16 protein-coding genes are annotated in these 17,552 nt (G+C 65.3%); 8 read left to right on the top strand and 8 right to left on the bottom strand.

Translation table 11 applies throughout. The features are described 5' to 3' along the window. The first annotated feature begins 5 nt into the window (after nt 1-5). The 4 genes from AC1DOP_RS09210 (at nt 6) to AC1DOP_RS09195 (ending at nt 5,519) form a co-directional block, all read left to right on the top strand. The gene (locus AC1DOP_RS09210) at nt 6-1,262 is read left to right on the top strand and encodes a glycosyltransferase family 4 protein (RefSeq protein WP_477250821.1); all 1,257 of its coding nucleotides are present in this window, start codon (nt 6-8) and stop codon (nt 1,260-1,262) included. Next, complete coding sequence (locus AC1DOP_RS09205; RefSeq protein ID WP_477250820.1) at nt 1,259-2,905, top strand: glycosyltransferase family 4 protein; 1,647 nt, start codon at nt 1,259-1,261, stop codon at nt 2,903-2,905. The genes AC1DOP_RS09210 and AC1DOP_RS09205 overlap by 4 nt, the downstream gene beginning before the upstream one ends. Nucleotides 2,906-3,430: 525 nt before the next feature. Continuing rightward, nucleotides 3,431-4,918, top strand: coding sequence for a transcriptional regulator (locus tag AC1DOP_RS09200; RefSeq protein ID WP_477250819.1), 1,488 nt, complete (start codon nt 3,431-3,433; stop codon nt 4,916-4,918). Nucleotides 4,919-4,994: 76 nt separating this feature from the next. Then, the gene (locus AC1DOP_RS09195; protein WP_441934659.1) at nt 4,995-5,519 is read left to right on the top strand and encodes a YggT family protein; all 525 of its coding nucleotides are present in this window, start codon (nt 4,995-4,997) and stop codon (nt 5,517-5,519) included. Nucleotides 5,520-5,535: 16 nt separating this feature from the next. On the opposite strand, the gene AC1DOP_RS09190 is transcribed toward AC1DOP_RS09195, so the two are convergent. The 8 genes from AC1DOP_RS09190 to AC1DOP_RS09155 form a co-directional block, all read right to left on the bottom strand. Then, complete coding sequence (locus tag AC1DOP_RS09190; protein WP_441934660.1) at nt 5,536-6,474, bottom strand: carbohydrate kinase family protein; 939 nt, start codon at nt 6,472-6,474, stop codon at nt 5,536-5,538. An 18-nt stretch (nt 6,475-6,492) separates the two neighbouring features. Next, nucleotides 6,493-8,052 (bottom strand): zinc-ribbon and DUF3426 domain-containing protein, encoded by a 1,560-nt coding sequence (locus tag AC1DOP_RS09185; RefSeq protein ID WP_477250818.1) that lies wholly within the window; start codon nt 8,050-8,052, stop codon nt 6,493-6,495. Between the two features lie 5 nt (nt 8,053-8,057). Then, nucleotides 8,058-8,972 (bottom strand): 50S ribosomal protein L11 methyltransferase, encoded by a 915-nt coding sequence (prmA, locus tag AC1DOP_RS09180; protein WP_441934662.1) that lies wholly within the window; start codon nt 8,970-8,972, stop codon nt 8,058-8,060. Beyond that, a complete protein-coding gene (gene accC, locus AC1DOP_RS09175) occupies nt 8,969-10,369 on the bottom strand; it encodes an acetyl-CoA carboxylase biotin carboxylase subunit (RefSeq protein ID WP_441934663.1) in 1,401 nt (466 codons plus the stop codon). The genes prmA and accC overlap by 4 nt, the downstream gene beginning before the upstream one ends. Nucleotides 10,370-10,472: 103 nt before the next feature. Further along, nucleotides 10,473-10,940: an acetyl-CoA carboxylase biotin carboxyl carrier protein gene (gene accB / locus AC1DOP_RS09170; protein WP_441934664.1), complete on the bottom strand. Its 468-nt coding sequence runs from the start codon at nt 10,938-10,940 to the stop codon at nt 10,473-10,475. Between the two features lie 88 nt (nt 10,941-11,028). Next, entirely contained in the window at nt 11,029-11,466 is a 438-nt protein-coding gene (aroQ, locus tag AC1DOP_RS09165) for a type II 3-dehydroquinate dehydratase (RefSeq protein ID WP_441934665.1), read from the bottom strand. Between the two features lie 127 nt (nt 11,467-11,593). Continuing rightward, the gene (locus AC1DOP_RS09160) at nt 11,594-12,151 is read right to left on the bottom strand and encodes a TlpA family protein disulfide reductase (RefSeq protein ID WP_477250817.1); all 558 of its coding nucleotides are present in this window, start codon (nt 12,149-12,151) and stop codon (nt 11,594-11,596) included. Next, complete coding sequence (locus tag AC1DOP_RS09155) at nt 12,144-12,776, bottom strand: hypothetical protein (RefSeq protein ID WP_477250816.1); 633 nt, start codon at nt 12,774-12,776, stop codon at nt 12,144-12,146. The genes AC1DOP_RS09160 and AC1DOP_RS09155 overlap by 8 nt, the downstream gene beginning before the upstream one ends. A gap of 88 nt (nt 12,777-12,864) precedes the next feature. On the opposite strand from AC1DOP_RS09155, the gene mpl reads away from it, so the two are divergent. The 4 genes from mpl to AC1DOP_RS09135 are packed head-to-tail and all read left to right on the top strand — an operon-like array spanning nt 12,865 to nt 17,492. Then, the gene (gene mpl, locus AC1DOP_RS09150; protein WP_441934668.1) at nt 12,865-14,250 is read left to right on the top strand and encodes a UDP-N-acetylmuramate:L-alanyl-gamma-D-glutamyl-meso-diaminopimelate ligase; all 1,386 of its coding nucleotides are present in this window, start codon (nt 12,865-12,867) and stop codon (nt 14,248-14,250) included. After that, nucleotides 14,247-14,837 (top strand): YqiA/YcfP family alpha/beta fold hydrolase, encoded by a 591-nt coding sequence (locus AC1DOP_RS09145; protein ID WP_477250815.1) that lies wholly within the window; start codon nt 14,247-14,249, stop codon nt 14,835-14,837. Before mpl ends, AC1DOP_RS09145 begins: the two co-directional genes overlap by 4 nt. Continuing rightward, nucleotides 14,834-15,430, top strand: coding sequence for a chorismate--pyruvate lyase family protein (locus AC1DOP_RS09140; RefSeq protein ID WP_441934670.1), 597 nt, complete (start codon nt 14,834-14,836; stop codon nt 15,428-15,430). Before AC1DOP_RS09145 ends, AC1DOP_RS09140 begins: the two co-directional genes overlap by 4 nt. Before the next feature lies 1 nt (nt 15,431). Next, nucleotides 15,432-17,492 carry a ribonuclease catalytic domain-containing protein gene (locus tag AC1DOP_RS09135; RefSeq protein ID WP_477250814.1) on the top strand — a complete coding sequence of 687 codons (2,061 nt, stop codon included), beginning with the start codon at nt 15,432-15,434 and terminating at the stop codon, nt 17,490-17,492. The last annotated feature ends 60 nt before the right edge of the window (nt 17,493-17,552 follow it).

Below are 17,552 nucleotides of genomic sequence, written 5' to 3'. Positions count from 1 at the left end.
CTGCCATGCTACGCGTTCTCTTCATCCATCAGAACCTGCCCGGCCAGTTCCGGCGCCTGATCCGCTATCTGCAGACGCGGCCCGACGTAGAGCTCACCGCGATCGGCGAAGAGGCAGCCGTCGCGCGCGAGAAGCTCGGACCGAAGCTGCGCACGATCGGCTACCCGAAGCCCGACGGAGCCGGCGAGAAGACCCACCACTACCTGAAGTATTTCGAGGCCTGCGTCCGGCGCGGGCAGACCGTCACCCGCGTCTGCGTCGAGCTGAAGAAGCAGGGCTGGATTCCCGACGTCGTGATCTGCCATCCGGGCTGGGGCGAGGGCCTGTTCGTCAAGGACGTGTTCCCGCGTGCGCGCCTGGTCGTGTTCTGCGAATTCTGGTGGGCCGCCGACGGACTCGACGTCGGCTTCGATCCCGAGTACCCGGCCAGCTTCGACGACCGCTTGCGGATCCGCATCAAGAATTCGGTGCTGATGCAGTCGCTGCTGGCGGCCGACGACGGCGTCACCCCGACCGCCTGGCAGCTGAACGCGCACCCGCCCGAGCTGCGCCACAAGATCCACCGGATCCACGAGGGCATCGACACCGCGTACCTGAGGCCCGATCCGCATGCGCGCCTGACGCTGCCGGACGGCAGGGTCCTGAGCCGCGCGCAGCCGGTGCTGACCTACGTCGCCCGCAACCTCGAGCCCTACCGCGGCTTCCACGTCTTCATGCGCAGCCTGCCTCGCCTGTTGGCCGGCAATCCGGATCTGCGGGTGGTCGTGGTCGGCGGCGACGGCGTCAGCTACGGCCGCCGTCCGCCCGAAGGATACGCCAGCTATCGCGAGGCCCTGTGCGCGGAATTGGAGGATTCCGTGGACTGGTCACGCGTTCATTTCCTCGGCAAGCTGCCATATGCGAGCTACCGCACGGTGCTGCAGGTCTCGAGCCTGCACATTTACCTCACTTATCCGTTCGTGCTCTCGTGGTCGGTGCTGGAAGCGATGGCGGTGGGCGTGCCGGTACTCGGTTCGGATACGGCGCCGGTGCGCGAAGTGATTTGCGACGGCGAGAATGGCTACCTGACCGGATTCTTCGACAGCGACGCGCTGGCCGACCGCGCGCTCGAACTGATCGCGCGCCGCGACGAGACCGCCGCGGCCGGATTGCGCGGGCGCGAGACGGTATTGCGCAACTACGATTTCGAATCGGTGGGCTTGCCGGCCTACCTCGAGCTGCTGAAGCCATTGCGGCAGTTCGCTGAAGAGGGAGACAGATGAAGGACCGCTTCGCACTGCATTTCGTCCCCGAGGCATATTCCCTCGCGGGACCGAAACCGATGGGACGTCAGGCGGCCGGCGCCGCACTGATGCGCGCCGTCGCGCAGAGCGAATTGTCCGCGGTCGGCTGTTTTGCCGCCGGCGAAGCCCATGCCGGCGAATGCGAGCGCGCGCTGCGCGAGCAAGGCTTCAAGGGCGCGGTCGAGCGGGTGAGCCAGGGCAGGCCGCAGCAGCTCGAGCGTTTCGGCACGCTCTACCATCCGGCGCCCGGCATCGAGCGCCTGGCCTGGCGCCGCCTGGGCATCGGCGAGCGCCGCTACAGCCTGTGCGGCGTCACGCACACCACGTCCAGCCACGCGGTGATGAGCGCAATCGCCAACCTCCTGGTGGCGCCGGTGCGCAGCTGGGATGCGGTGATCTGCACCTCGCGCGTGGTGCGCGACAGCGTGCGCGAAGTGCTGGAGCGCCAGGCCGACTACCTGCGTGCGCGCCTGGGAGCGCAGCGTTTCGAGCTGCCGCAGCTGCCGCTGATTCCGCTCGGCGTGCACGGCCGCGACTTCGCATTCGACGAAGCCGGCCGCGGTGCGGCGCGGCGCCGGCTCGGCATCGAAGACGAGGACGTCGCCTTCCTGTTCCCGGGCCGGCTTTCCTTTCATGCGAAGGCGCATCCGCAGCAGATGTTCAGCGCACTCGAGCGCGCCGACAAGGGCGGGCGCCAGGTGCACCTGATCCTGTGCGGATGGTTCGCCAGCGAGGCGATCGAGAAGGCTTTCCGCGAGGCCGCCGCGCTGCTGTGTCCATCGGTGCGGCTGACGGTGCTCGACGGCCGCACAGCGGACAGCCAGGCCGCCTGGGCCGCCGCCGACGTTTTCACTTCGCTGGCGGACAATATGCAGGAAAGCTTCGGCCTGACGCCGCTCGAGGCGATGGCGGCCGGCCTGGCTTGCGTGGTGAGCGACTGGAACGGCTACCGCGACACGGTGCGCGACGGCGTCGACGGCTATCGCATCCCGACCATCATGCCCGGCGCGGGCGCCGGCCTTGACCTCGCGCAGCGTTACGACGATGGCGTCGACAGTTACGACCAGTATTGCGGTCATACCAGCCAGGTGGTGGCGGTGGATGGCGCGCAGCTCGCCCAGGCCTACGAGCGCCTGATCAAGGATGCCGGACTGCGCCGCCAGCTGGGCGAAAGCGGACGCCGGCGCGCACGCGAGGAGTTCGACTGGCAGGTGGTGTTCGGGCGCTACCGCGCGCTGTGGAGCGAGCTCGATGAGCGGCGCCGCGCCGATGCCGCGCTGGTGCCGGCGCTGCCGCAATCGGTGCCGGACCGGCTCGATCCCTTCGCGGCGTTCGCGAGTTATCCGAGCGCGCAGTTGACGCCGGAATCGATCGTCGAACTGGCGCCGGATGCATCGCTTGCGCAGTTGCGCGAATACCGCGAAATGGGAATCAACCGCTTCGCCGCGTCGTCCTTGCCGACGCTCGAAGAATTCGGCCAGATCTTCGGTTCGATCGAATCGCGGCCGACGCAGGTCGATGAATTGCTCGACGCGCTCGGGCCTTGCGATCGGCCGACTTTGCTGCGCGGATTGGCGTGGCTTTGCAAGATGGATTTGCTGCGTATTGGTATGAAGACTTAATGGAATGCGCGGCAGGTGCGCGCTTGTTTTTGAAGGAGCTGAAGTACGAATGGGATCAAAGTTATCGCGACGATCGATTGAAAGCTGCCGATAGCACTTCGCCCAAGCGGAAAGACATGAAAAATACTGTGTGCGGGTTGCGCACTGACAAGGTTTTCGTGTACTTTACGTGATTGAATTTGTCAAAACGTGAACACGCAATTTTTTAAGCGTGTTTAACGGGTGGCAAACCGATCAAAAAATGGGACGCTGATTCATTCAGTATGCACGTAAGCTTCGCGAAAAGAACAAGCCGCATTGCCTGATTAATGTCGGGCATGGCGGCTTTTTCTTTTCGCGCTCTCGCGGGCAGCGGTGTGGACAGCGCAGTGAACCATCGAACTTTTGTCGTTTCGGTCGTCGGCGACGACGATAGCTGAAGTGCTGCAGACTTGAGGAGTTGCAGCAGTTCAGCTGGTGCCGGATTCATTGACGCAGACGCCGAGTGTGCGCCGATGAATAATTCGCCCGACCAAGCAGACCGGGTTGGACGGGTTCAAACCTTGTAGCGTATTTTCTCATCGCAGAGAAGGAGAACTTAAAATGGCAACAGCCGCTAAGAAAACCGCAGCAAAGCCGGCCGCAAAGGCCGCCGCAGAAAAAACCGTCGCCGCTAAAAAGACGGTAGCCGCCAAACCGGCCGCTAAAGCCGCCGCCAAACCGGCCGCCAAACCGGCCGCCAAAGCCGCTGCAAAACCGGCTGCTAAAGCCGCCGCTAAACCGGCAGCTAAAGCCGCAGCAAAACCGGCAGCAAAACCGGCAGCAAAAGCCGCAGCAAAACCGGCAGCCAAGCCGGCCGCTAAAGCCGCTGCAAAACCGGCTGCAAAGAAAGCCGCTGCAACCAAGACCGCTGCTAAAGCTCCGGCCAAGAAAGCTGCTGCAACCAAAGCAGCTGCACCGGCAAAGAAAGCCGCTGCAAGCAAAACCGCTGCCAAAGCTCCGGCAAAGAAAGCCGCAGCAAGCAAAACTGCTGCAACCAAGACCGTAGCGAAAGCACCGGCCAAGAAAGCCGCAGCAACCAAGACCGCTGCCAAAGCTCCGGCCAAGGCTGCAAGCAAGACCGCCGCCAAGGCAGCTGCACCGGCCAAGAAAGCCGCCGCAACCAAGACCGCTGCCAAAGCACCGGCCAAGAAAGCTGCCGCAACCAAGACCGCTGCCAAAGCTCCGGCCAAGAAAGCTGCCGCAACCAAGACCGCTGCCAAAGCACCGGCCAAGAAAGCTGCTGCAACCAAGACCGCTGCCAAAGCGCCGGCCAAGAAAGCTGCTGCAACCAAGACCGCTGCCAAAGCGCCGGCCAAGAAAGCTGCTGCAAGCAAGACCGCCGCCAAAGCTCCGGCCAAAGCCGCTGCAAGCAAGACCGCCGCCAAGGGCTCGGCTTCGCCAGTGGCGAAGACGGGCGCCAAGCCTGCTGTAAGCAAGACCGCCGCCAAAGCTCCGGCCAAAGCTGCTGCAAGCAAGACCGCCGCTAAAGCTCCTGCCAAAGCTGCTGCAAGCAAAACCGCTGCCAAAGCCCCGACCAAGGCTGCTGCAAGCAAGACCGCTGCCAAAGCCCCGGCTAAAGCTGCTGCAAGCAAGACCGCTGCCAAAGCTCCGGCCAAAGCTGCTGCAACCAAGACCACCGCTGCCAAGGGCTCGGCTTCGCCAGTGGCGAAGACGGGCGCCAAGCCTGCCGCAAGCAAAACCGCTGCCACCAAGGCACCGGCTGCTGCCAAAACCGCCGAGTCCAAGCCGGCAGTGAAGGCCGCCGCCAAGCCGGCAGCCAAGCCGGCCGCAAAGAAAGCCGCCGCGCCGAAGGCCGAAGCCAAGCCGGAAGCCAAGCCGGAAGCGAAAGCGGAAGCCAAGCCGGAAGCCAAGGCCGAAGCGAAAACCGAAGCCAAGCAGGACAGCGCATCGGCAGGCCAGGCAGCCCAGTCGACCGCCAAGACCGTGCCGGTGCCGGCAGCATGGCCGTTCCCGACCAGCAGCCGTCCGTAATACCTTTCTTGCCTGGTTCAGGCAAAATACCGCTGTGTGAGAAATTCACACAGCGGTTTTTTTTTAAGGAGTCCTTGTGCTGCCCATTCTTCAGTTGATCGTCGATACCGCGGCCAGCGTCGTCGGTGGAGTCTTGTTGTTGCGCTTCTGGATGCAGGCGATCCGCGTGCGGCCGCCCATGTCGATCGCCCAATTCATCTTCACCTTGACCGATTGGCTGGTACGCCCGCTGCGCCGTCTGCTGCCGGGTCTCGGCGGCTATGACTGGGCTAGCCTGATCGGCGCTTTCCTGATCGTGCTGGTGGCGAGTTCAGTGATGCTGGTGGCGGGGTGGAGCGGATACACCGTCGTGCTGTACGCCGTGTTCCGCTTCCTGAACTGGATCATCTACGGCTTCATGGGCCTGTTGATCATCGAAGTGGTGTTCAGCTGGATCAATCCGCATGCGCCGCTGGCGCCTTTCATCCGGGCGCTCAACGACCCGCTGCTGCGGCCCTTGCGCCGCGTGATCCCGCCGGTGGGTGGCCTGGACCTGTCGGTACTGGTTGCGCTGATCCTGCTGCAGATCATCAAGTACCTCCTGGGCCAGGCGCTGTTCTGAAGTCCTGACCCAGTGATCAGAAGCGGTAGCCGAATGCCGCTTCGAACTTCTCCGCAATGTCCTCGGGCGTGAAGCTGTGGTTCTGGCCGCCCTGGTGGGCGATCTTGATGGAGCCGAGCAGGCTGGCCAGGCGGCCGCTGGTCGGCCAGTCCAGATCGTTCGCGATACCGTACAGCAGGCCGGCGCGATAGGCGTCGCCGCAGCCGGTCGGATCGACCACGCTGCTGGCCGGCACCGCCGGAATCTTGTGGTGCTCGCCGCCGGCGTAGATGTCCGAACCCTGCTCGCCACGGGTGACGATCAGCGCGTCCAGGCGCGAAGCGATGTCCTGCAGAGTCAGGCCGGTACGGTCCATCACCATCTCGAATTCGTAATCGTTGCAGGCGAGGTAGCTGGCCTGGTCGAGGAAGGTCAGCAGCTCTTCGCCGTTGAACATCGGCAGCTGCTGGCCCGGATCGAACATCAGCGGCACGCCGCGCTCCGCGCAGTCGCGGGCATGCTTGATCATGCCGTCGCGGCCATCCGGCGAGACGATCGCGACGCGCAGCGGCAGGTAGTCGGCCAGGCTGTTCTCGTGCGAGAACTGCATTGCGCCCGGGTGGAAGGCGTTGATCTGGTTGTTATCCAGGTCGGCGGTGACGAAGCACTGGGCGGTGTAGGCGTGGTCGATGGTGCGGATCGCATTGGTCGCCAGCCCCTGCTTTTCCATGCGCTCGAGGTAGTCGCCGCCGTCCTGGCCGATGGTGCCCATGATCAGCGGATCGCCACCCAGCATCTTCAGGTTGTAGGCGATGTTGACGGAGCAGCCGCCGAACTCGGTGCGCAGGGTCGGCACCAGGAAGGATACGTTCACGCGGTGCAGCTGGTCGGCCAGCAGGGTTTCGCCGAAGCGGCCTTGGTATTGCATGATCTTGTCGAAGGCAATCGAACCGCAGATCAGCGCAGTCTTGGTCATGTTGGGTCCTGAGTCAAACTAGGGATAAAAAACGATCATATGGTAGCCGGACGGCTTCAGATCCGTGAGCGTGAAGTTCAGCCGGACCGGCTGTTCCGAACGCGCGGCGAAGCCGGCGGCCACCGGCACGCCCTTCGGCAGATAGTCGGCAGGGCCGAAGACGCGGCGCAGCAGCGGCTTGTCGTTGGCGTCGGTCAGTTCGAGCTGGATGCTGGGCCAGGCCTGCGCGAGGCTGCCCTGGTTGCGCAGCAGCGTGTTGAGCGAATAGGTGTCGACGCCGAGGGTGGTCAGTTCGCCGGTCTCGATCGACAGGTTCTCGACCTGGCTCGGGAGGCCGACGCGGCAGCCCAGCACGGCGCAGGCGCTGCCGAGCAGCGGCCTGGCGCCCGGATAGCGCGCCGCCAGCACGTTGCGGAAGTCGAGCACCAGCTGGGCCGCCAGCAGCAGCGCCAGGACCACGGCGCCGCCGAACATCAGGAGGCGCCGGGTCCGCCCCGACTCTTCCTGCTTGCGGCTGCGCTTGACAAACTCCGGCTCGTCGGTCTCGAGGGACGCCGGCACGCGCAGCTTGGGCGCATCGATCCTGGTAGGCGTGAGCCTGGAGCGGCGCGTGCGGGCCTCGACGGCCTTGGCGCGCGCCGATTTCATCGCCGGTCCGGGCGCCGGGGCGGATGACGGCATCAAGGTGTCGACGCCGGCCGCGGAGGCGCGCATGGGCAGTGCGGCGGATGGAATATCGTCCGGCGGGGTGCTGGTGGTGGCGGTTATGGCCGGCGCTGCGGGCGCTTCGTCGGCATCGGCGTCCTCGTCGCCGGGCAGCGGACGGGCAACCAGTTCCTCGTCCACCGGCAGATCGAAGCTGGGCTCGATGCGGCCCTGGGGCGCGTAGGCGGAAGCAGCCGGCGGCGGCGGCGCAGCTTCGGCGGGCGTTTCGGCCGGTACCGGCTCGGCGATGGCAGCGGGAGCCGTCTCCGCCGCTTCAGGCGCGACATCGGCTTGCACTGCCGGTTCTTCCGGCACCGCCGGTTCGGCTCCCGGCGCCGGTTCGGGCGCAGCTTCCGCTTCCGGAATCGTTCCCGGCTCGGGCGGGGGTTCAGTCTCGGGCTCGGGCTCAGGCACAAGCCGAGCGGCCGCCATGCCGCCGCCGTTACGCCAGACCTGCGCACGCGGCGCAGTCGCAGGCACGGGCGCAGCCGCCGGCTCCTCGGGCGCCGGTTTCGGCAGGATGCCGAGCGGGTCGAAGGTGTGGTCAAAATCGAGGGTGTAGACGGGCAGGGCCTCGGCGGCATCGTCCTGCGGCTGCGCGCTGTTCTCGTCGGCGGTAGTCAGCGGGGCGGGAGCCGTGGCAGCTCCCTCAGGTGCAGGTTCCACGGCGGGAGCGGTGGCAGGGGAAGGCGCCGGCGCCGGCGCGCCGCCGGCCTTGCTGGCCGCCAGCGCATCCAGGTCGATCAGGTGGGCGTTGCCGTCAAAGATGCTCTGGCAGGCGCCGCAGCGGACGATGCCGCCGCGGAGCTTGAGCTGGTCCGAGGCGACCCGGAACGTGGTGTGGCAATGAGGGCACTGGGTGGCGAGCGCCATGCCGCTTAGTCAGCGCCGTGGGTGCCGTGCAGAGCGACCCAGCCGTCCAGCTCGGCCCAGACGCTCAGCTTGATGAAAGGTGCGTAGGCGGCGGCCACTTCCTCGGCCTGGCGTGCCAGCACGCCCGACAGGATCAGCGCACCGCCCGGCGCGACGCGGCCGGACAGCATCGGCGCCATCAGCTTCAGGGGGCTCGACAGGATGTTGGCGACCACGATGTCGAAACAGCTGTTGCCATACTTCGAGGCGCCGAATTCTTCCGGCACGTAGAAGTCGATCTCGCAGTTGTTGCGTTCGGCGTTCAGCCTGGCAGATTCGATCGCCTGCGGGTCGATGTCGACCCCGACCACGTCCTGTGCCCCGAGCTTCCTGGCGACCATCGCCAGGATGCCCGAGCCGCAGCCGTAGTCCAGCACCGACTTGCCCGGCGCCGGATGGGCTTCCAGCCACTCCATGCACAGGCGGGTGGTGGGGTGGCTGCCGGTGCCGAAGGCCAGGCCCGGATCGACTTCCAGGATCAGGCCGTTCGGGTCCGGGGCTTCGTGCCAGCTCGGCACGACCCAGATGTTCTTGCCGATGTGGATGGGTTCGAACTGCGACTGCGTCAGGCGCACCCAGTCGGCATCCGCCACCGGACGGGTGGCGAACGACGGTACGGTGCCCAGGCCGATCGCGGCCGAAGCCTCGGCCACGATCGCGGCCTGGTCGGCGTCGACATCCGTCAGCGCGACCACGCGGCTGTGATCCCAGGCTGCCTCGGTCGGCACCATGCCCGGCTCGCCGAACAGCGGCCTTTCCTGGGCGGTGCCTTCGTCGGCGTCCTCGACCGAGACCGACAGCGCACCCGCTTCCATCAGGGCGTCGGACAGGCCCTCGGCGTGTTCGCGTGCGATCTCGATGACGACTTCAGTCCAGCTCATTGTTCGCCCTTGGTCTCGGATTTGGAACCGATCGCGCCATCCTTCGGCAGGTCCGGCTTGTGGGCCAGTTTCTGCTCCAGGTAGTGGATGTTGGTGCCGCCCTCGATGAAGCGGGCGTCGACCATCAGTTCGCGGTGCAGCGGGATGTTCGTCAGGATACCCTCGACCACCATTTCCGACAACGCGATCTGCATGCGGCGGATCGCCTGCTCGCGGGTCGCGCCGTAGGCGATCACCTTGCCGATCATCGAGTCGTAGTGCGGCGGCACGTAGTAGCCGGCGTAGGAGTGCGAATCGACGCGGATGCCGGGGCCGCCCGGCGGATGCCAGCTGGTGATGCGGCCCGGCGACGGGGTGAACTTGAACGGATCTTCGGCGTTGATGCGGCACTCGATCGCATGGCCCGACAGCATGATGTCGCGCTGCTTGAAGCGCAGGCGCTCGCCGCAGGCGATGCGGATCTGTTCCTGGACGATGTCGATCCCGGTGATCATCTCGGTGACCGGGTGTTCGACCTGCACGCGGGTGTTCATCTCGATGAAGTAGAACTCGCCGTTCTCGTACAGGAATTCGAAGGTGCCGGCGCCGCGGTAGCCGATCTTGCGGCAGGCTTCGGCGCAGCGTTCGCCGATCTTCTCGATGGTCTTGCGCGGGATGCCCGGTGCCGGCGCTTCCTCGATCACCTTCTGGTGGCGGCGCTGCATCGAGCAGTCGCGCTCGCCCAGCCAGACGGCCTGCTTGTGCTCGTCGGCCAGGACCTGGATCTCCACGTGGCGCGGATTTTCCAGGTACTTCTCCATATAGACTTCGGGATTTCCGAAGGCAGTGCCGGCTTCGGTCTTGGTCATCTGCACGGCGGACAGCAGGGCTGCCTCGGTGTGGACGACGCGCATGCCGCGACCGCCGCCGCCGCCGGCGGCCTTGATGATGACCGGATAGCCGATCTTGCGCGCGATCTGGATGATTTCCTTCGGCTCGTCCGGCAGGGCGCCTTCCGAACCCGGCACGCAGGGCACGCCGGCGCGGATCATCGCCTGCTTGGCCGACACCTTGTCACCCATCATGCGGATCGATTCCGGACGCGGGCCGATGAAGACGAAACCCGATTTCTCGACGCGTTCGGCGAAGTCGGCATTTTCCGACAGGAAGCCATAGCCCGGGTGGATCGCTTCGGCGTCGGTGACTTCGGCCGCGCTGATGATCGCCGGCATGCTCAGGTAGCTCTGCGCGGATTGCGCGGGACCGATGCAGACGGATTCATCGGCCAGTTTCACGTACTTGGCGTCCTTGTCGGCCTCCGAGTGCACGACGACCGTCTTGATGCCCATCTCGCGGCAGGCGCGCTGGATACGCAGCGCGATTTCACCACGATTGGCGATAAGAATTTTTTCAAACATGGTATGCGGTGTTTCTGTGAGTGCCGGCGGAGCCGGATGCAACAGGAAGAAATGAATCGGGCCCGGATCTCTTTCTGAGAGTCCGGGCCTTGATGTTTGGTACTTAGCCGATCACGAACAGCGGCTGGCCGAATTCGACGGGCTGGCCGTTTTCCACCAGGATCTTGGTGACGGTGCCGGAGATGTCGGAATCGATTTCGTTCAGGAGCTTCATCGCTTCGATGATGCACAGGGTGTCGCCTTCCTTGACGGTGGCGCCCACTTCGACGAAGGCCGGAGCGCCCGGCGCCGACGAACGGTAGAAGGTGCCGACCATCGGCGACTTGACGACGTGGCCGGTCGGTTCGGCGGCTGCCGGCGCTGCGGCCGGGGCTGCAGGTGCCGGGGCGCCGGCGACGGCCGGTGCGGCGTACTGCTGGACGCCTTGCGGCGGAACCATGACCACCTGATTCTGCGGGATTGCGGAGGATTTGACGATGCGAACCTTGCTTTCGCCTTCGGTCACTTCGAGTTCAGCGATGTCCGATTCGGCAACGAGGTCGATCAATGTCTTGAGTTTTCTTAGATCCATGTGAAACCCCTTGGAATTATTTGTAGTTGAATGCGGCGCGTCAGGTGGTTAGCGCGAATCCGCACAGAATGCGTGAAGTTGACGTAGATTAACGCTCTTTGAGCGCAAAGTCGATGGCAAAGCGATATCCATCAGCTCCCAGTCCACAGATCGTCCCTTGTGCGATCGCAGACAAAAACGAGTGGTGACGAAACTCCTCACGCTTATAAATATTAGAGAGGTGGACCTCCACGAACGGGATGTCCACCGCCGCCAGCGCATCGCGCAGGGCAACGCTGGTGTGGGTCAGCCCGCCCGGGTTGATGACGATCGCATCCACTCCTTCCTGCCTGGCAGCATGGATACGGTCGATCAACGCGCCTTCATGGTTGCTCTGGAAGCAAGCAATGCTTGCTCCCACCGCTGCTGCCTGGGCAGTGGCGGCCTGCTCGATGTCGGCCAAGGTCGTTGCGCCGTACACCGCAGGCTCGCGCGTCCCCAATAGATTCAGGTTGGGGCCGTTGAGCAGCAGTAGCTTTTTCGCCATGATGAACCGTCTATTTGCCCGAAAGACAGGCATTTTGCCGTCAACATTGTGTGTTGGCAAGCGATAAAAAGCGCTCTGAATATAAGTGAACGACCGTTCGCTTGTGCGCCGCCAAAATGCCGGATGACTACAGCTTAGCGAGATCTGCCCGAAGTTGATCGAACTTCAGGCGCCCCAGATACGTCTTGCGCACCTGGCCATCCGGGCCGATCAGCACCGTGAACGGCAGGCCGCCATTCACGTTGCCGAGTTCGCGGGACAGATCGGTGCCGCTCATGCCGCCTACATACAAGGGGTAGGACACCTTCGTCTTCTTGACGAATTCCGCGAGGTTCGCCGGCGAATCGATGCCGATGCCGATGACATTGAAGCGTTTGCCGCCATCCTTGGCCGCCAGCTCGGACAGTTCCGGCATCTCCTGCACGCAGGGCGCGCACCACGATGCCCAGAAATTCACCAGCAGCGGCTTGCCTTTCCACTGGCCCAGGGACTGGGATTTGCCGGACAGGTCGTTCAGCGACTGTGCATACAGATTGCTGACCGCGCTGTGCGGGCGGCCGTCGCTGGTCGGCGAATAGGCGGTGGTCAGGGGACCCTTGGCTTCCTGCTTGACGGCGGCGATGGCGCCGAACACGGCAAAGGCGGCCGCCAGGATGGCGTAGCCGGCCAGATTCTTCTTATTCATCTTGCTCTAAGGTCTCGTCGGTAATCATCAGGGCGCGCAGGCCGGCCGTGTCCACGCGTTGCAGGCGGCCGTCGGCGCGCGGTTTCAGGGCGCCGCGCAAGTCGTTCATTTCATACAGCTCGGCGTGGACGGTCTCCTTCTTCCATTGAAAGCTGACGGTTTCGACCGGCTCGTGGCGGCCGCCCTTGAAGTGCGGCGTTTCCGAGATGTCGATGTCGACGTTGCGGTTCAACAGGAAGATCTCGACTTCCTTGGCGCTGTCGGCGAACAGCTGCAGGTGGATGTCGTCGTGCTCGCCCGCGGTGCCGTTCAGCACGGCGCCGGTGAGGTAGGGCCGGAACTCGGCCAGCTGCTCCATCACCTCGAGGGCGGTGCCGCGCAGATGCTGCAGGCGGGCGGCCTGGGCCGGCCCCTGGAACAGGGCCTGGTAACGGCGCACTTCGTCTTCGACCTGGATATTGTCCGGTAAATGGTTGGGGGAGGGCCGGTCCACGCCCAGCACCTGGCGGGCGGCCTTGGCCTTGGCGGTGGCATAGTCGGCCCCATCCTGCGCAATCATGCGCGCGGCGGTGGCCGCAATACGTGCGCGTAACTGTTGGAGGTCGTCATTTGGCGTTGGCATCATGTCCGTGATCATACTCTTGAACGGAAAATGGCATCGTGTCGGGTAAAATCGCGTATTCGCAATTTTCCCGGCAGTAGCGCCAACAAACATGCACATCCACATCCTCGGCATTTGCGGCACCTTCATGGGCGGGCTGGCAGTCCTGGCAAAAGAGGCCGGCCACCGCGTCACCGGGTGCGACGCCAACGTCTATCCTCCGATGAGCACCCAGCTCGAGGCCCAGGGCATCGAGCTGATCCAGGGCTACAGCCCGGACCAGGTGGCGCTCGAGCCCGACCTGTACGTGATCGGGAATGTGATGACGCGTGGCAATCCGCTGATCGAGGAAATCCTGAACCGCGGCCTTCCTTATATGTCGGGCCCGCAGTGGATCGGTGAACATATCCTGCGTAATAAATGGGTGCTGGCCGTCGCCGGTACCCACGGCAAGACCACGACCACCTCGATGCTGGCCTGGATCCTCGAAGATGCCGGCTATTCGCCGGGCTTCCTGATCGGTGGCGTGCCGATGAACTTCGGCATCTCGGCGCGCCTGTCGGGCGAAGCGGAATCCGACTTCTTCGTCATCGAAGCCGACGAGTACGACACCGCCTTCTTCGACAAGCGCTCCAAGTTCGTGCATTACCACGCCAAGACGGCGGTGCTGAACAATCTCGAATACGACCACGCCGATATCTTCCCGGACATCGGCGCCATCGAGACCCAGTTCCACCACCTGGTGCGCACCGTGCCGGGCGTCGGCCGCCTGATCGTGAACGGCGACGAAGCCTCGCTGGCGCGCGTGCTCAAGCGCGGCTGCTGGAGCGAAAAGGAAGCCTTCGGTGCATCCGAAGGCACGAACTGGAGCCTGGTCGAGCATCCGGGCGGGTCCAGCTTCGACGTTCTCTTCAATGGCGAACTGCAGGGCACCGTGCACTGGGACCTGACCGGCCACCACAACCGCAACAATGCGCTGGCCGCGATCGCCGCCGCCCGCCACGTCGGCGTGCCCCCGGCCCAGGCGATCGAATCGCTGGCACGCTTCCAGAGCGTCAAGCGGCGCATGGAGGTGCGCGGCGTGGTGAAGGACGTGACCGTGTACGACGACTTCGCCCACCACCCGACCGCGATCGCGACCACGGTTGCCGGCCTGCGCCAGAAGATCGGAACAAGTAAAGCCGGCACCCCGGGCCGCATCCTGGCCGTGCTCGAGCCGCGCTCGAACACCATGAAGCTGGGCGCGATGAAGGATGCGCTGCCGGGCAGCCTGAAGGATGCCGACCTGGTGTTCGGCTTCGGCAGCCAGCAGGCGCTGGGCTGGTCGCTGGCCGATGCCCTGAAACCGCTGGGCGGCATCGCCCACAGTTTCGACCAGCTCGACTATATGGTGAAGGCCATCGTGCAGGCCGCCCAGCCGGGCGACCACATCCTCGTGATGAGCAACGGCGGCTTCGGCGGCGTGCACCAGAAGCTGCTGGAGGCGCTGGCGGAATGAGCGGTTTTCCGCATCTGTTATACCTGCACGGCTTCCGCTCCTCGCCGAAATCCTTCAAGGCGCGGGTGGTGCAGCAGCGCATGGAGCAGCTCGGCTGCGCATCGAAGCTGATCTGCCCGCAGCTGCCGGCCTCGCCCAGGGCGGCGATGGAGCTGGTGCTGACCCTGGTCGAGCGCCATCGGGACAATCTGGCCATCGTCGGCTCCTCGCTGGGCGGCTTTTACGCGACCTGGCTGGCCGAGCGCTTCGGCTGCCGCGCGGTGCTGATCAATCCGGCGGTCGATCCGCTGAAGGACCTGGACAAGCACGTCGGCGTGACCACCGCCTGGCATTCCGACGAGCCCTTCGAGTTCAAGCGCGAGTACATCGACGAGCTGGCCGAGCTGAAAGTGGCGCGGATCACGCGTCCCGAACGCTACTTCCTGCTGGCCGCCACCGGCGACGAGGTGCTGGACTACCGCGACATGGTCGCCCATTATGCCGGCGCCCGTCAGCACGTGATCGAGGGCAGCGACCATGCGGTGTCGGAATTCGAACAGTATGTCGACGAGGTGCTGAACTTCTGTAGATCGGGCACGGCGTCGTGAGGCCGGCGTCGCTGCGCCGGGCCCGCTGGCTGGGGAATCCGGATAGCGTGGGCGCCGGCGCCGCCATGCGCGACTGGCTGACCACGCCGGGCTCGCTGACCGCGCGCCTGATCGCGCACAGCCGCCAGTTCCGCGTGCAGAAGCTGCGCCAGGAGACTAATCTGTGCCTGGCGGACGAAGCCGTGGCGATCGGCCTCGCGCGGCCGCGCCGCGTGTGGGAACGCGAGGTGCTGCTGCGCTGCGACGGCGAGCCGGTGGTCTACGGCCATACCGTGGTGCCGACGAGCGCGACGGCGCAGGACTGGCCGCTGTTCTCGGCGCTGGGCGAGCGCTCGCTCGGCACCACGCTGTTCCGCGATCCGCTGGTCAGGCGCGGCCAGCTCGAATTTGCCCGGATCCGTCCGGGCCATCCCCTGCTGGCGCGCGTGCAAGCGGCGCTCGCCAGGGAGGGCCGGAGCCTGGGGTCCGATACCGTCTATCATGCACGGCGTTGCCTCTATCGCCGCCGTCAAGGCCTGCTGCTGGTCACCGAGGTATTTTTGCCCGCGGTGCTGAACCTGGCGGCGGCCGCAACCAATTTGAACACGAAATAACATGAACCTCTTTTTCGAAGAATCCGGCGACTTCAAGGTCGGCACCGTGCTGTCGCAGGCGGGCGAGGCCTACCAGGTCGAGATGCCGAGCGGTAAGCGCACCAAGGTCAAGGCCCGCGACGTGCTGCTGCAGTTCGACAAACCCGATCCTGCCACGCTGCTGGAGCAGGCCAAGACGGTCGCCGGCGACGTCGACCTCGAATTCCTGTGGGAAGTCGCAGGCCAGGAAGAGTTCGGCTTTACCGAGCTGGGCGCCGAATATTTCGGCCACGCGCCGCTGCCTTTCGAGGCCGCAGGCCTGGTGCTGGCGCTGCACAACGCGCCCATCTATTTCTACAAGAAGGGCCGCGGCCGCTACAAGGCCGCGCCGGAACAGTCGCTGCGCGCGGCCCTGGCCGGCATCGAAAAGAAGAGGCAGCAGGCCCTCGTGCAAGCCTCGTATGTCGAGGAACTGAAGGCGGGCCGCCTGCCCGCCGCCATGCAGCCGCTGGTGCAGCAGCTGCTGTTCAAGCCGGACAAGAACGGCATCGAATACAAGGCATTGGAGACCGCCGCCAGCGAACTGCAGACCACCGCCCAGCGCCTGATGCTGAGCACGGGCGGCATCGCGTCGGCCAAGGACCTGCACATGTCGCGCTTCCTGTTCGAACACTTCCCGCGCGGCGCCGGCTTCCCGCAGGTGCCGGTGCCAAGCGCGCCGCTTGAGCTGCCGCTGGCCAAGGTGGCGGCGTTCTCGATCGACGACGTGACCACCACCGAGATCGACGACGCCCTGTCGGTCGAGCACCTGGACGACGGTACGGTGCGGGTCGGCATCCACATCGCCGCGCCGGGCCTGGCGATCCGCCCCGACGACGTGCTCGACAAGATCGCGCGCGCGCGCATGTCGACCGTGTATATGCCTGGCGATAAGATCACCATGCTGCCGGACGAAGTGGTCGAAGCCTACACCCTGGCCGAAGGCAGGGATTGCCCGGCGCTGTCGCTGTACGCGACCCTGGATCCGGATACCTGGTCGGTGCTGTCGACCGAGACCCGCGCCGAGCGCGTGCCGATCAAGACCAACCTGCGCCTCAACGAACTCGATGCCCTGGTGACCGAGGACGTGCTGGAAAGCGGCGCCGGCGACTATCCGCACAAGGACGAACTGGGCCTGCTGTGGAAGTGGGCGCTGCAGCTCGAAGCCGGCCGCATGAAAAAGCGCGAAGCCTTTGGCCTGAAGCCTGAGCAGGGCAACCGCGTCGACTTCAACTTCTACGTCGAGGACGACGTGGTGACCATCGTCCGCCGCAAGCGCGGCGCGCCGCTGGACAAGATCGTGGCCGAGCTGATGATCTTCGCCAACAGCACCTGGGGCAAGCTGCTGCACGACTCCGGCGTGCCGGGCATCTACCGCTCGCAGGGACCGGGCGCCGGCGGCTGGAACGCCAAGATCCAGGTGCGCATGGTGACCCACGCGGCCCCGCACCAGGGCCTGGGCGTCGACCAGTACGCCTGGAGCACATCGCCGCTGCGCCGCTATACGGACCTGGTCAACCAGTGGCAGATCCTGGCCTGCGCCTCCCACGGCGTGACGGCGCCGCTGGTGGCCCCGTTCAAGCCGCGCGACGCCACCCTGTTCTCGATCGTCTCGGCCTTCGACGCCGCCTATGCGGCCTATAACGAGTTCCAGCAGAACATGGAACGCTACTGGTGCCTGCGCTGGCTGGGCCAGGAAAACGCGCGCCAGGTCGAGGCAGTGGTGCTGAAGGACGAGGTGCTGCGCCTGGTCGAGATCCCGCTGGTGATCCGCCTGCCGGGCATGCCGCAGGTGGCCCGCGGCGCCCAGGTCCGCCTGGATATCGTGCGCTGGGACGAGGTCGACCTGTCGCTGGAAGCCCGCCTGCTCGAGGTGGCCGAGCCGGCGCCGGATGCGGCCGCGGCGCTCGAGTTCGAGGAGGAGGAAGAGGCGGCGTCGACGGCCGAGGATACCGGCGAGGCGGCGGCTGTTGAAGCTGTCGAGGCCGAAGGTTCCGTTACCGTGACGGATCCGGCGACGCAGACGGACGTGCCTGCGGCTTGAGAACTTGGCGGAAGCGTGCCGGGAGCACTCTTCCGCCTTCGCGGGAATCCAAGGCTCACA

The sequence above is a fragment of the Massilia sp. 01N410 genome, from assembly GCF_056399665.1.
Note: the sequence above shows the minus strand (reverse complement) of the source record. Positions and strands in the feature narration are given on the sequence as shown.

Bases quoted from the DNA above. Each gene is read 5' to 3' on its own strand.
- prmA (WP_441934662.1), bottom strand. From the start codon at position 8,972: ATGAGCTGGACTGAAGTCGTCATCGAGATCGCACGCGAACACGCCGAG.
- AC1DOP_RS09205 (WP_477250820.1), top strand. From the start codon at position 1,259: ATGAAGGACCGCTTCGCACTGCATTTCGTCCCCGAGGCATATTCCCTC.
- AC1DOP_RS09160 (WP_477250817.1), bottom strand. From the start codon at position 12,151: ATGAATAAGAAGAATCTGGCCGGCTACGCCATCCTGGCGGCCGCCTTT.
- accB (WP_441934664.1), bottom strand. From the start codon at position 10,940: ATGGATCTAAGAAAACTCAAGACATTGATCGACCTCGTTGCCGAATCG.
- AC1DOP_RS09145 (WP_477250815.1), top strand. From the start codon at position 14,247: ATGAGCGGTTTTCCGCATCTGTTATACCTGCACGGCTTCCGCTCCTCG.
- AC1DOP_RS09135 (WP_477250814.1), top strand. From the start codon at position 15,432: ATGAACCTCTTTTTCGAAGAATCCGGCGACTTCAAGGTCGGCACCGTG.
- AC1DOP_RS09155 (WP_477250816.1), bottom strand. From the start codon at position 12,776: ATGATGCCAACGCCAAATGACGACCTCCAACAGTTACGCGCACGTATT.
- accC (WP_441934663.1), bottom strand. From the start codon at position 10,369: ATGTTTGAAAAAATTCTTATCGCCAATCGTGGTGAAATCGCGCTGCGT.
- AC1DOP_RS09190 (WP_441934660.1), bottom strand. From the start codon at position 6,474: ATGACCAAGACTGCGCTGATCTGCGGTTCGATTGCCTTCGACAAGATC.
- aroQ (WP_441934665.1), bottom strand. From the start codon at position 11,466: ATGGCGAAAAAGCTACTGCTGCTCAACGGCCCCAACCTGAATCTATTG.
- AC1DOP_RS09210 (WP_477250821.1), top strand. From the start codon at position 6: ATGCTACGCGTTCTCTTCATCCATCAGAACCTGCCCGGCCAGTTCCGG.
- AC1DOP_RS09185 (WP_477250818.1), bottom strand. From the start codon at position 8,052: ATGGCGCTCGCCACCCAGTGCCCTCATTGCCACACCACGTTCCGGGTC.
- mpl (WP_441934668.1), top strand. From the start codon at position 12,865: ATGCACATCCACATCCTCGGCATTTGCGGCACCTTCATGGGCGGGCTG.